The sequence below is a fragment of the Cyanobacterium sp. Dongsha4 genome, from assembly GCF_036345015.1.
Lineage (GTDB): Bacteria > Cyanobacteriota > Cyanobacteriia > Cyanobacteriales > Cyanobacteriaceae > PCC-10605.
Genome location: NZ_CP084098.1, coordinates 3,565,801 through 3,578,980, shown reverse-complemented (window position 1 = coordinate 3,578,980; position 13,180 = coordinate 3,565,801). Strand labels below are relative to the sequence as shown.

Annotated in this window: 10 protein-coding genes, 1 tRNA gene and 1 pseudogene; 6 read left to right on the top strand and 6 right to left on the bottom strand. The window is 35.9% G+C overall.

Features of this window, described 5'->3' with window-relative positions; all coding sequences use genetic code 11:
- Positions 1 to 9: 9 nt before the first annotated feature.
- A pseudogene (cas12k, locus tag Dongsha4_RS15370) lies at positions 10 to 561 on the top strand (type V CRISPR-associated protein Cas12k); the annotation flags it as partial.
- 238 nt (positions 562 to 799) lie between these two features.
- Here cas12k and Dongsha4_RS15365 read toward each other — a convergent pair.
- The 3 genes from Dongsha4_RS15365 to zwf all read right to left on the bottom strand — a co-directional run bounded on the left by Dongsha4_RS15365 (position 800) and on the right by zwf (position 3,998).
- Positions 800 to 873: transfer RNA gene (locus Dongsha4_RS15365), tRNA-Met, on the bottom strand.
- A gap of 101 nt (positions 874 to 974) precedes the next feature.
- Positions 975 to 2,324 carry a glucose-6-phosphate dehydrogenase assembly protein OpcA gene (opcA, locus tag Dongsha4_RS15360; protein ID WP_330203188.1) on the bottom strand — a complete coding sequence of 450 codons (1,350 nt, stop codon included), beginning with the start codon at positions 2,322 to 2,324 and terminating at the stop codon, positions 975 to 977.
- Between the two features lie 144 nt (positions 2,325 to 2,468).
- The gene (zwf, locus tag Dongsha4_RS15355) at positions 2,469 to 3,998 is read right to left on the bottom strand and encodes a glucose-6-phosphate dehydrogenase (protein ID WP_330203187.1); all 1,530 of its coding nucleotides are present in this window, start codon (positions 3,996 to 3,998) and stop codon (positions 2,469 to 2,471) included.
- 354 nt (positions 3,999 to 4,352) lie between these two features.
- Between zwf and Dongsha4_RS15350 the strand changes: the two genes are divergently transcribed.
- A complete protein-coding gene (locus Dongsha4_RS15350) occupies positions 4,353 to 5,744 on the top strand; it encodes an NAD-dependent malic enzyme (RefSeq protein WP_330203186.1) in 1,392 nt (463 codons plus the stop codon).
- A gap of 215 nt (positions 5,745 to 5,959) precedes the next feature.
- Here the strand turns inward: Dongsha4_RS15350 and Dongsha4_RS15345 are convergent, their stop codons facing one another.
- On the bottom strand, positions 5,960 to 7,360 hold the full coding sequence (locus Dongsha4_RS15345) for a mechanosensitive ion channel domain-containing protein (protein WP_330203185.1): 1,401 nt from the start codon (positions 7,358 to 7,360) through the stop codon (positions 5,960 to 5,962).
- 512 nt (positions 7,361 to 7,872) lie between these two features.
- Complete coding sequence (locus Dongsha4_RS15340; protein ID WP_015220372.1) at positions 7,873 to 8,382, bottom strand: inorganic diphosphatase; 510 nt, start codon at positions 8,380 to 8,382, stop codon at positions 7,873 to 7,875.
- A 137-nt stretch (positions 8,383 to 8,519) separates the two neighbouring features.
- Between Dongsha4_RS15340 and Dongsha4_RS15335 the strand changes: the two genes are divergently transcribed.
- From Dongsha4_RS15335 to psbA, 4 genes are all read left to right on the top strand, one after another.
- On the top strand, positions 8,520 to 9,299 hold the full coding sequence (locus tag Dongsha4_RS15335) for a segregation/condensation protein A (RefSeq protein WP_330203184.1): 780 nt from the start codon (positions 8,520 to 8,522) through the stop codon (positions 9,297 to 9,299).
- A 69-nt stretch (positions 9,300 to 9,368) separates the two neighbouring features.
- Entirely contained in the window at positions 9,369 to 9,608 is a 240-nt protein-coding gene (locus tag Dongsha4_RS15330) for a hypothetical protein (RefSeq protein WP_330203183.1), read from the top strand.
- 123 nt (positions 9,609 to 9,731) lie between these two features.
- On the top strand, positions 9,732 to 9,887 hold the full coding sequence (locus tag Dongsha4_RS15325) for a hypothetical protein (protein WP_330203182.1): 156 nt from the start codon (positions 9,732 to 9,734) through the stop codon (positions 9,885 to 9,887).
- 316 nt (positions 9,888 to 10,203) lie between these two features.
- Positions 10,204 to 11,271: a photosystem II q(b) protein gene (psbA, locus tag Dongsha4_RS15320; protein ID WP_330203181.1), complete on the top strand. Its 1,068-nt coding sequence runs from the start codon at positions 10,204 to 10,206 to the stop codon at positions 11,269 to 11,271.
- A gap of 260 nt (positions 11,272 to 11,531) precedes the next feature.
- Here psbA and purH read toward each other — a convergent pair whose 3' ends face one another.
- Positions 11,532 to 13,070 (bottom strand): bifunctional phosphoribosylaminoimidazolecarboxamide formyltransferase/IMP cyclohydrolase, encoded by a 1,539-nt coding sequence (gene purH, locus Dongsha4_RS15315; protein WP_330203180.1) that lies wholly within the window; start codon positions 13,068 to 13,070, stop codon positions 11,532 to 11,534.
- Between the last annotated feature and the right edge of the window lie 110 nt (positions 13,071 to 13,180).

Here is a 13,180-nt window from a genome sequence, read left to right as displayed (position 1 = left end):
CATAAGTATTTATTTCAAAGGCATCGTGACAGTAGTGATATTTTAGAAAAAACGGCTATCACTTATTTGATTAAGCATAATCAAAAGATACCTACTCAACCTGAACAAAGGGATAAATTTGACAAACTTTACCGCAAGACGGAGATACAAATAGAGAGACTGGAAAAGCAGATTGAAGCCAGATTACCTAAAGGTAGAAATTTAAGTGATCAACAATGGTTAAATACTCTTATCACTGCGTCTCAAAATGTACCTAAAGATGAAAATGAAGCCAAGTTATGGCAGAAGTATCTTCTCACCGATAGTAAGTCTTTACCTTATCCTGTTAGCTATGAAACTAATGAGAATCTTGTTTGGAGTCTTGATAATCAAGGGCGTATCTGTGTTCGGTTTAATGGACTAAGTAAATTAACTTTTAAGGTTTATTGCGATAACAGACAGTTACATTATTTCCAACAGTTTCTTCAGGATCAAACTATCAAGAAGAGTGGTAAGAATAGGCATTCTAGCGGTTTGTTCCTAGTTGCAGATGAGTTTAATTCTCGGTGCGATCAAAAGTAATAGTGTAGAGGAGGCTAAAGCTATCGATAAACAGATAGTTGCAGATGAGTTTACTTCTCGATGCGATTGTATATAATGGGTTTAAGTGGATTGAAAGGAGCAACTGATTCGTAATTATGACATTTAATTTGTTAACGATTATTCAGCGACAGCAATTTGTTAAGGCGACAGTTAATTCGTTAAGATGACAACAATTTGTTAACGATGACAGATAAGCTGTTACTCGACATTTTCGGAATGGCTCGGGGCGGATTTGAACCGCCGACCTTGGGCTTATGAGTCCCCTGCTCTAACCAACTGAGCTACCAAGCCTTAAAACTCACGCTTATATATTATAACTTCCTCTTTATGATTTTTCAAGATCTAAATCTGTTTTTTTGGGGAGTGTCAAAAACAAACTCCCCTTTATAATTCTATAATTCCAAAATCTGCTTGGTGAAAGTCATACTTTCTCTATAAAGAGCATCTTTTCCCCAACGTTGTAATTCTTTACTTAAAAGGTTTTCTGTTTCTTGATCTGCTAGAGATGTTACCTGTTGTACACGACAAGATTGAGCCCCTCCTCCTGCCTCCATGCGCATACATCCAGTAGTTTCAGAACATAAAACAGTACAACAATCCGCATTAAGATTAGTAGAAGTCAATTTGAGACTGATTAAATCCCCTAAAATTTCCCCCCAATCCCCGACAGGAATACCAGCCAATTCAGCTTTGATAATTTTTCCTTCAGGATTAGTTAAAGTAACTTTATGAATGTCATAATCTCCTTTTTCCCTTTCACAACTTTTTGGTTGCCAATTTAAACGACTGGCTAACCAACCTAAAAACATTAGGGCTTGATTGGGATTGCCTTTTTCATAATCAATCGTAACTTGATCTACTTCCCATATAGAGCTACGTCTTTCAGGAGGATCAAATGCTTCTGCGGTTAACTCTTGCCATGATGCCAGTCTTGCCCAATTAATATCACTTAAAGGAATATCTCTTTCTAATAATTGTCCTATTTTGAGTAATTCAATTTCTGGTTGAGCAAATATACTGGAGTCAACTATGATGCGATCGCACTCTTTAGTTAATCTTTGAAATAGGGAGTATTCTTCGTCAATACCAGCCTTCCACCAGATAAACTTTGGTAAATCAGGAATCATTAATTCAGAAATCATACCGCCAATACGTTCAAAGGCAGAAGACACCCCCGTAATAGTAATATATTCACAACAAATTAAACTATTTTCTGATCTTTTGTTTACAGGGCAATAAGCGGAAACTTGGGCTTTAACTCCTTTATCTTCACCCGTTGTGGGAATAAGAGTAATGATACGACAAGGATTAGTAGATGCGATCGCATCTGCAATACCAGCCCCCTCCATATCAGGAGAATATTGTTTAACAGCAGTAGCTTCAGTGATATTAACTTTTCCCTCCGCAGACTTTGCCTTAAATTCCTCTTGTAATCTATTCATGAGATCAGAAGAAGAAATCCCCGTAACCTCAAAATTATAGGCTTTTTGAGACGCTTTAATTGCCGAAGTAGTGCGAGGTCCTGCAATACCATCAATAGGACCGGTATAAAATCCCAAAGCAGAAAGTAATGGTTGAATAGCATCAGGTTCATAAACCAAAATACTAAAAGTAGAAGCCCTAGTAGCCGCTAAACCATCACCGCTACCACTATACATTTGCCAAATTTGTCTTAATTCATTATCGATGTAGTCTAAGCTAACATCTTTCGGTGCTTGTAAAGAAACTAAAGGAGTAGTCATAGTTTTAAGGTAATAATTATTGATTAATTAGGTTAAGAAAAGTAACGATTAGGGAGTCAGAAGCATGGGGATGATAGGAAAGATAACCTAACACTTCAAGCCTGATACATACTTCTCAATGGTTTATTCTTAATTCTCAATTCTTTAAAGTCTTCGCCACCTTCTACCATCACGGTTTAGTAAAAATTCTGCCTCTGCTGGTTGCCATGTACCTGCCTCATAAAAAGGTATAGAATTAGGATCAGCAGGAGCATCCCAAGCAGTTAAAGCAGGTGTAACCACTCGCCATGCCTCCTCCACTTCATCGGCACGGGTGAATAAAGTTTGGTCTCCCAACATACAATCAAGCAGTAAACGATGATAAGCATCAGCAGTTGCCATACCAAAAGAAGAACCATAACTAAAATCCATATCCACCGTGCGGGTGCGTAACTCTGCCCCTAACATTTTTGCCTCAAACCTTAAAGAAATACCCTCATTGGGTTGAATTCTCAAAGCTAATATATTCGGGTTTGTTTGCTGTGCGGCCGATTGGAAAATAGTTAAAGGGACATTTTTAAATTGAATCGCAATTTCAGAAACCTTTTTCGGTAATCTCTTACCAGTGCGTAAATAAAATGGCACACCCTGCCAACGCCAATTATCCACCATTAATTTTAAAGCAACAAAAGTAGGGGTTGTTGATAAGGGATTAACGTCTTTTTCTTCCCTATAACCCGGTACTGGTTTTCCCTTCATCCATCCTGCTGTATATTGTCCCCTAATAGCACTTTTTTCTAGGTTTTTAATATCAGCTAAGTGAGTACCTTGTAATACTTTTACTTTTTCGCCCCTAATACTATCAGCACTAATGCCACTAGGTGCTTCCATTGCTGTTAAACAAAATAGCTGTAACAGATGATTTTGCACCATATCTCTTAATGCCCCAGCAGTTTCATAGTATCCTGCCCTTTCTTCCACCCCCACTGTTTCAGCTACGGTAATTTGAATATTGTCAATATAGTTACGATTCCATAAAGGTTCAAAAATAGCATTAGCAAAGCGGAAAACTAATAAATTCTGTACCGTTTCCTTTCCTAAATAATGGTCAATACGATATACTTGCTCTTCCTTGCAAACATTTTGGACAATGCGATTAAGTACCTGAGCACTGCTTAAATCTTTTCCAAAGGGTTTTTCTATGACTAAACGATGCTTTAAAGGCTCACTTAACATTTTAGCCGCACCTAATTGCTTGATAGCGGCAGGAAAAAACTTGGGAGACACTGCTAAATAAAAAACACGGTTTCCTCTTGTACCTCTTTTGCCGTCTAATTCTCCAAGAAAAGTTTTTAATTTTTGGTAACTTTCTCCCTCATCCATATTCCCCGCACAGTAGTAAAGCCCTTGGGCAAAATCTTCCCATAATTCTTCTTTACCTATGCCATCGGAAAATTCTTCTATACCTTGGCGCATTTGTTGACGGAAATAGTCGTGACTCCATTCCCTTCTTGCTACCCCTACTATGGTCATTTCGGCTGGTAGTCTGCCCTCTTTTTTCAGTTGATATAAGGCTGGAACAAGTTTCCGTTGGGTGAGATCCCCAGATGCTCCAAATATGACTAATATTAAAGGTTCTGGGGTTTTTGCCTGTTTTAACCCCACCCTTAAAGGATTTTCTTGTAATGTCAGCATTCCATTTCTAATTGTGAACAACCACTTTCATTCTAGTTATTCTCATCAGATATGATTTATTTTCTTCTGATGGTTAAAGTTTTGTAAATTTAATCAATCTTATACTTTGGGAAGGTAGGTTTCAGGTTTCAGGTTTCAGGTGTTAGGAGTTAAGAGTTAGAAGTTAGAAGTTATTAATTATAAATCTGATAAATGACGATTAATTTGTCACCAAAATTAGTAATGCAAAATCAGTCTTAAATGGCTACAATGAAGAGCAGAAAAGATTTATAGCCAGTGACACTAATTCGTCATCACGTCATTTAATTTGGCACTGTAAAATATTCATTAAATTATAAAGAGTAAGCATAATTCATGACAAATTTAACTCCTAGTTCTAGTTTTAGTTTGGCGGTACATTTAGAATTATTAAACCGTGCTGGTGCATTGGCAAGAGTGACAGAGGCGATCGCATCTGTGGGGGGAAGTTTAGGCAATATCACCCTGATAGAGAGAAATTTACAAACGGTAAAAAGAGAGTTGCAGATTGACGCTTCTAGTAATGACCACGCTGAAAAAATCCTTAATGCGATTAAATCCTTAGAGGAAGTGACAATATTATCGGTGTGCGATCGCACCTTTGAACTGCATAAGGGGGGTAAAATCCGTATTGAAAACCGTATTGAGATTAAAAACTCCTCTGATTTAGCGATGGCTTATACTCCGGGGGTTGGTAGAATTTGTAAGGCGATTGCGGAAAAACCCGAAGAAGTCTTTTCTTTGACGATTAAAAGTAACAGCATCGCTATCGTTACCGATGGTAGTGCGGTTTTAGGTTTAGGTAATTTAGGGGCGGAGGCGGCTTTACCCGTCATGGAAGGTAAGGCGATGTTATTTAAAGGTTTTGCGGATATTGACGCATTTCCCATCTGTTTAGCTACTCAGGATGTGGAAGAAATTATCTCCATTGTCAAAAATATTATTCCCGTATTCGGGGGGGTGAATTTAGAGGATATAGCTGCGCCTCGTTGTTTTGAAATCGAAAAAAGATTGCAGGAAGAATTAGACGTTCCTATTTTTCACGATGACCAACATGGTACGGCTATAGTAACTATGGCGGCGTTAATTAATGCCCTCAAATTAGTCGGGAAAGAAATTGATAAAATTCGAGTTGTCATCAACGGTGCAGGGGCGGCAGGAGTTGCGATCGCCCGTTTGTTAAATCAAGCCCATTGTTATAATATTACACTTTGTGACTCGAAGGGTATTATCAGTAAAGATCGGGAAAATCTCAATGCAGAAAAGCAATTGTTAGCGGTGGAAAAGGGAGGCACTTTAGGGGATGCGTTAGTTGATGCGGATGTGTTTATCGGAGTTAGCGCCCCCAATATTTTAACCCCTGATATGGTGAAAACTATGGCAAAAGATCCCATTGTCTTTGCGATGGCGAATCCCATTCCCGAAATTCAACCCGAATTAATCAAAGATATAGCCGCCGTTGTTGCTACTGGTAGAAGCGATTACCCCAATCAAATCAATAATGTTTTAGCTTTCCCCGGTATCTTCCGAGGTGCATTGGATTGTCGTGCTACTAGCCTCACCACCGAAATGTATCTTCAAGCCGCAGGTGCGATCGCATCTTTGGTATCTACGGATGAATTAAACAAAGAACACATAGTACCTTCTGTATTTGATCCCAGAGTTGCCACAGTGGTTGCGGAGGCAGTGAAGAAAGCCGCAAGGGAAGCAGGAGTAGCAAGAATTTAGAACATAGAAAAGTTTGTTATGAAAGCCCTGAATTAAAATTAGGGCTAAAATCTCGTTATTTGAAAATAGAAAGGAATTGGCAAGAATTGCAGTGGGTAATGGGGGTTTGAGAAAATTTTTGCGAATATTAAAATCGAAATCTATTTTGCATCGGTACTTATTTTATCTTCGCACACATCCCCTACTACTATTTTATTTTCTTCATTTAAGTATAATTAGCCGATAAAAACTTGTTGAAAATATTGTCTAATCATTGAAAGTATAGGGTTTTTATCATCTTTATTTTTTAGTAAACCCATCTCTTTTAATTGTTGATGACAACTATTAATTATATCTTGACGTTGAGTTAATTCTTGAATTATTTGCTCTCCTAAAAAGGGATATTCTTTGATAAAGTGATCAAAATTATCTTTTTTAATCAGCAATAATCTTGTTTTTTGATTAGCCTTCATAGTGGTGGGATAAGGAATATTTAAAAGTAAAGGTAATTCTCCAAAATATTGTCCTTCCCGAAAATAAAATATAGTTTTTTCTGTTGTATTTGTCTCTAAAATTGCTTCAACTTCTCCTAGTAAAACAAGAGCGAAAAAATCACCGTATTCTCCTTGCTTAATTAATATTTCTTCTGGTTGTAAATATTTCTGATAACCCATTTCTATTAAGTGAATTAATTGTAAATCATTAAAATCATGAAATAGGGAGATTTGCTTTAATAATTCTCTCAGTGATTTATCTTTCTGTGAGGCTTGAGAAAAGTTAATATTTCTATTTTCTTTTGAGTTAACATTATGTAACCACACATCCCTTTGAGGAAAAGGAATATCAATTTTATTTTGTTTAAAATTATATTCAATGATATAGAGTAATGAGCTTTTTATGAAAGGTTTAAGGTTAATTTTTTCTACCCATATCCACAGCACAAAATTAAGAGAATTATCACCAAAACCAAGAAAAATAACTTGAGGGGGAGGATTTGATAATATTTGTTTTACCGTTAATGCTGACTGCAATAAAACATCAGTTACTAATAATAAATCACTACCATAGGCAACTCCTATTTCAACCTCAATTCTGCCGTGACAATTATCATAATTCCAGTTAATAACAGTATTATTTGTTAATTCTGTATTCGGTACAATTAATTCTGAACCATCTATCATATTAATAACTGTACAACGAATAGATATTTCTCGAATATAACCTAATTTTCCTTGAAATTCGATTAAGTCTCCTACCTTTAATTTTCCTTCTCCTAATAGTGTAAAACCACTGATTAAATTACGGGTTAAATCTTGAAAACCAAAACCAATACCAACTCCTAAACCACCAACTATTACAGCTAAAGAGGTTAAATTTATTCCCATTCCTTGAATAACAATTATATAACCCATAGTTGCCACTGCAAAAGCAATAAATGTGGAAATGGCTTCTCTATTACCGTCACTTATCTTTAGAGTTAAAAGTATCTTATTTTTGAGTATTTTTTTACTAAATTTAGCAATAAAACTAACAATTAATAGTAATAATATAACTTGTAAAATCCACCATAAAGAAATACCTTTTGTGCTTACATAAAATAGTGGGGTTGTAAAGACATTCGTTAGCCCTTCAAGCATATATTTATTATTTTTTAATCAAAAAGGAGAGGGGAAATATAGAGATAATAATGCCCTAACTTAGCCTTAAAATAGCTTTTTCCAGTTACATTAGGGGTAATCCAGTTACAAAACAAATTGAGAGGCTTGGGGCATGAATTTATTTTGAGTAGCAGTGGCATCATATCATGAAACATTCTTGAGTGAACCAATTAAATGAAGATATTAATTTTAGGGTTTTGGGTCTTCTCCTTCTCTTAGGTTAATCATTTTTTGTATCTTCTCAACAGAATTTTCCCTAAAAAAATGGATCTTCAGAGTATGAGTATGACAAACTTTTATAAAATAATTAATACAAACTTTAACTAACAAGGGTTTGATTTACTCAACCCAACAATGCAATTCTTATAAATTAACAGTTTTAATTCAACCTAAAACCTGCCACCTGATACCTGATACCTTTTCTATAGGGTTGTGGTTGATTCTTTTACTGTTGCCTATTTATTTCTTAACTTCAGCAAGAAGTCTAATATTTATTTATATGCTTTAACGCATTGTTCCACTAAAGGTGCAACTTGATCAATATCTTTCCAACCAAGAATTTGAGTTTCTTTTTTCTCTAAATTTTTGTAGCTACGGAAAAATTCAGCGATTTCCTCTAAACGATGAGGGGCAATATCTTTTAAAGATTTAACATGATCATAGCGAGGATCTTCGGCGGGTACACATAAAATCTTCTCATCGCGATCGCCTCCATCAATCATTTCTAACATACAAACAGGACGAGCGGCAATAACACAACCAGGGAAAGTAGGTTCATCCATCATTACCATACCATCAAGAGGATCACCATCATCTGCTAAAGTGTTAGGTACAAAACCATAATCATAGGGATATTTGACCGAGGAGAATAAAACTCTATCTAGGATAAAAGCATTCATATCCTTATCAAATTCATATTTATTTTTGCTACCGCCGGGGATTTCGATTAAAACATTGATAATACCCTGTTTAGGTTGAGCAGGAATGCGAGATAAATCCATTTTCAATATTGTCCTTATTTATAGTTAATCAATACGGTTAATATTTAACCATAAAACGAAATTAAGAATTAACAATTTAGAATCAACAAATTTCCCCACTACCCAAATAGCTAAAATCTAACTCCAAGAAAAAGCCGATGGTATTAACAAAAAGTCCTGCCAGTGAAGCAATAGAGCAATTGATAGAATTAGCCCAAACAGGAGAAATTGATCCCTGGGATGTCAAAGTAATTGAAATTATTGACCGTTTTTTAGCCGAATTAGGAATCCATAATAGCGACAACCTATCGGTGCAGGAAACTGATTTATCTCAATCAGGGCAGGTGATGCTATGGGCATCAAAATTAGTCTTATTAAAAGCCGAAACCCTTGCCAGAATAAGTGAATTAAATCCAGAAGACGAGGAATCTGCAGAAACAGAAATAGAAGATAATCGAGCATTAGAAACAAGACGCTATCAAATTAATGAACTAGACAAAAAAATTAAAAGAAGAACATCTGCTCTACCTGTTGCCAAAAGAAAAGTGACTCTGGGGGAATTCATAGCCCAACTTCAGGCAATAGAAAAGGAATTACAAGGGAAAAATAAGACCATAGACCATAATTTGCCTTTAAATAAAACAAAAAGAGGCTATACCCGTAAACAAGCCCTCAAAACAATTACTGATTTAGCTCATAACGAAAACTTGACTGAATTAGCCGAACAAATCAATAATTTCCTTCGAGATAATCTAATTACTGTTAATGAGAATAAAATCAAATTAGAACAACTGATCAGCCATTGGCAAAGTCATAAACAAGAAATAAAATCCGATAAAGTCGGGGTTTTTTGGGCGTTATTATTGCTTTCCTCTCAATCAAAGGTTGAATTACATCAACAAGAATTTTATCAAGATATTGATGTTTATATTATTTAACAATCTTTTAAATTTAGATAAAGTAAATCCTATCAACCTGAGTTCGGCATAAATAAAGTTTTTCTAATTATGGCAGGGAAAAGTAGTTATGTATTTGAAGGAGAAGATTTTAAAGGAAAAGGAAGTGAATGGAAAAAAAGAGTGGATTATCAAGAAAATCAATGGGTAATAGATGTGCCTTGTGTGAGAAAACAATTATCAAATCCGACTTTTGGGGAGTTAAATTTGTTATTTTTTCAAAAAAGTAATAGTAGTTGTTATTTATTGATGGATTTAAGTAGTATATCGTTGAGAAGAGTAGAAATATGACGGATATGGTCTGCACACAATATTATTGAAAAGTTTTGGAAAACTTTAAAATCGGTACTAAAAATTGCGGAGATGAAATTAAGGAAACAGGGAATTTATATAGGATTATTAATTAAAGTAATAATGTATTTAATACTGTTATCAATGCAGTTTATGCCTAGTTTAGGTCGTTTATCATTGACGCAAATAATGAGAAAAATAGAATCAACAACTAACTTACCCAATGTAATTAAAGAGCATTTTAAGCCCGATTTTCTGGGGATTTCAGCTATGGCATAGCTTTTCAGGGTTTTTGGAATTATCAGTTAGATAAAAATATTAACTCAAATCAAACAAAAAATAATTATTCCCCATTAACTAATTCGATTAAAGATTAATATTATGATTCTAATTCTAAACTAATTGTAGCTACCTACATCAACTAAATTGATTAATCAATCAGATTAAGTAAATTTCATTTGTTACAGTACAAACGTTTCTTAAAAAAATCCCCTCTTCACTTGACAACCATATCGCTATTTAGTAATATAAAAACATGGTGATAAATAAATCATCTAATTTGTACCTAGACAATCAAATAAGAAATCATAAGCACATGACAACAACCATACAACGCCAACAATTATCTGTTTGGGAGCAGTTTTGTCTGTGGATCACATCTACCAACAATCGCTTATATATCGGTTGGTTTGGAGTTTTAATGATCCCTACTCTTTTGACTGCAACCACCTGTTTTATCATCGCTTTTATTGCCGCTCCTCCTGTGGATATTGATGGTATCCGTGAACCTGTTGCTGGTGCATTACTATATGGTAATAATATTATTACTGCTTCTGTTGTACCTAGTTCAAATGCGATCGGACTTCACTTTTATCCTATTTGGGAAGCCGCAACTCTTGATGAATGGTTATATAATGGTGGCCCTTACCAGTTGATTATTTTCCACTTCCTCATTGGAATTTACTGCTATATGGGCAGACAGTGGGAATTATCTTACCGTTTAGGAATGCGTCCTTGGATTTGTGTGGCATACTCCGCTCCCGTTTCTGCGGCTACTGCTGTATTGTTAGTTTACTCTATCGGACAAGGCTCTTTCTCTGATGGCTTACCTTTGGGTATCAGTGGCACATTTAATTTTATGTTTGTGCTTCAAGCTGAACACAATGTATTGATGCACCCCTTCCATATGTTGGGAGTTGCAGGGGTATTTGGAGGAGCGTTATTTTCTGCTATGCACGGAAGTTTAGTTACCTCCTCTTTAGTCAGAGAAACCACCGAAACTGAATCTCAAAATAGTGGTTACAAATTTGGTCAAGAAGAAGAAACTTACAATATTGTTGCCGCTCACGGTTATTTTGGCAGATTGATTTTCCAATATGCTTCTTTTAACAATAGTCGAGCCTTACACTTTTTCCTCGGTGCTTGGCCTGTAATTGGTATCTGGTTTGCCGCCCTAGCCGTTTGTTGCTTTGCTTTTAACCTTAATGGCTTCAATTTTAATCATTCTATCCTTGATAGCAATGGTCATGTAATTAAAAGTTGGGCTGATGTGATTAATTACGCTAATATCGGCATCGAAGTAATGCACGAACGTAATGTTCACAACTTCCCCTTAGATTTAGCTGGTGCAGAACCCATTTCTGCTCCCATTATCAATGGATAACTTCATCTAACTTGATTCTCTAATACCATAATTTCTGCAAGTACCTTCTAATTTTTTAGGGGGTACTTTTTTTGTATGTAGTCTTAAAGGGCAAAGTAAAAAGGGCAAAGGTAAATAGTTGATAATTAATAACTCCTAACTCTTTACTTGTTTCTCTGTAACATCCTAATACCCCAACACCGTAAGGGTTGAATATATTAAACCTCTACCACCTGAAACCTGACACCTCCTTCCTAACTCCAAACTCAAATAAAATGTGTTTAATGTAAAAAGTGGCGTACCCCTGTAAATACCATCACTAAACCTAATTCATTAGCCGCTTTAATGGAATCTTCATCTCGAATAGAACCTCCGGGCTGAATAATGGCTTTAATTCCAGCTTCACCACAGGTGCGAACAGAGTCATCAAAGGGAAAAAAGGCATCACTAGCTAAATAAGCCCCTTGTGCTTCATTCTGAGCCTGTTCTAGGGCAATTTTGACAGACCCTACACGGTTCATTTGCCCCGCTCCAATTCCTAGAGTAGTACAATTTTTGGTAATTGCGATCGCATTTGATTTAACGTGTTTAACCACTTTCCAAGCAAATAATAGTTCTTTTAAATCTTCTTGGGTGGGTTGTTTTTCTGTCACCACCTGCCATGAATCAGGTAATTCAATACTTAAATCATTCTCCTGTATCAGAAAACCCCCTGCGATCGCTTTTATGTTATCCTGACTACCAGAGTTTAAATCAGATAGTAGTAATACTCGCAAATTAGATTTTTTCCCTAAAATCGCCTTAGCTTCATCAGTGCAATCAGGAGCAACAATACATTCTAAAAAGATTTTACTCATTGCCGTTGCTGTGGGAGCATCAATAGGTTGATTTAAAGCCACAATTCCCCCAAAAGCAGAAACAGAGTCAGCATTATAGGCTTTATTATAAGCAGTCGCCAAAGTCTCACCCGTTGCTACACCACAAGGGTTAGTATGCTTAATCACCACTGCCGCAGGAGTATCAGAAGGAAACTCACAAACAATTCTCCTCGCCGCCTCTAAATCCACAAGATTGTTATAACTTAATTCCTTACCCTGTAATTGTTGCGCACTAGCCCATCCTGTTGCTTCATTTCCACTTTGATACCAACTGGCTTTTTGATGAGGATTTTCTCCATAGCGAAGGGTTGCAATTTTATTTCCACCAATACCATAATAATTTGCTGATTCTGGGTTAACTTGGGCAAAATAGCGACAAATTGCCTGATCATAAGCCGCAGTCATGGCAAAGGCTTCCATAGCTCTTTTTTGCCTAAACTCAAGGGTAGTTTTACCATTATTATCCCTTAACTGTTGCAAGTATTCATCATAACTAGCAGGATTACTCAAAATAGTAACATGATGATAATTTTTTGCACTGGCTCGTACCATAGCAGGACCCCCTATATCGATTTGTTCGATCGCATCTGCTAAAGTACAATTATCTTGAGCAACAGTTTTTTCAAAAGGATATAAATTAACAACCACTACATCAAAAGCAGTAATATTATTAGCCTCTAAATCCTCCTGATGAGATTCCAAATCTAAATTAGCCAAAATACCACCGTGAATACGAGGATGTAAAGTTTTTACTCTTCCTCCCAAAATTTCTGGAGCTCCAGTATAGTCACTCACCTTAGTTACAGGAATTCCAGCAGATTGTAAAGTTTTTGCTGTCCCGCCACTACTGACAATTTGAAAATCAAACTCTTCTACTAATTTTTTGCCTAACTCAACAATACCACTTTTATCAGAAACACTTAATAAGGCTAAACCTTTCATTATCTATAATATTTACTGTACAACTTGTCAAACAATATTATACTCGCATCTTGTACTTACAGCTTCAAATCAATAGATTTCAAAAGGGCAAGGAGCAAAGGGCAATCAAT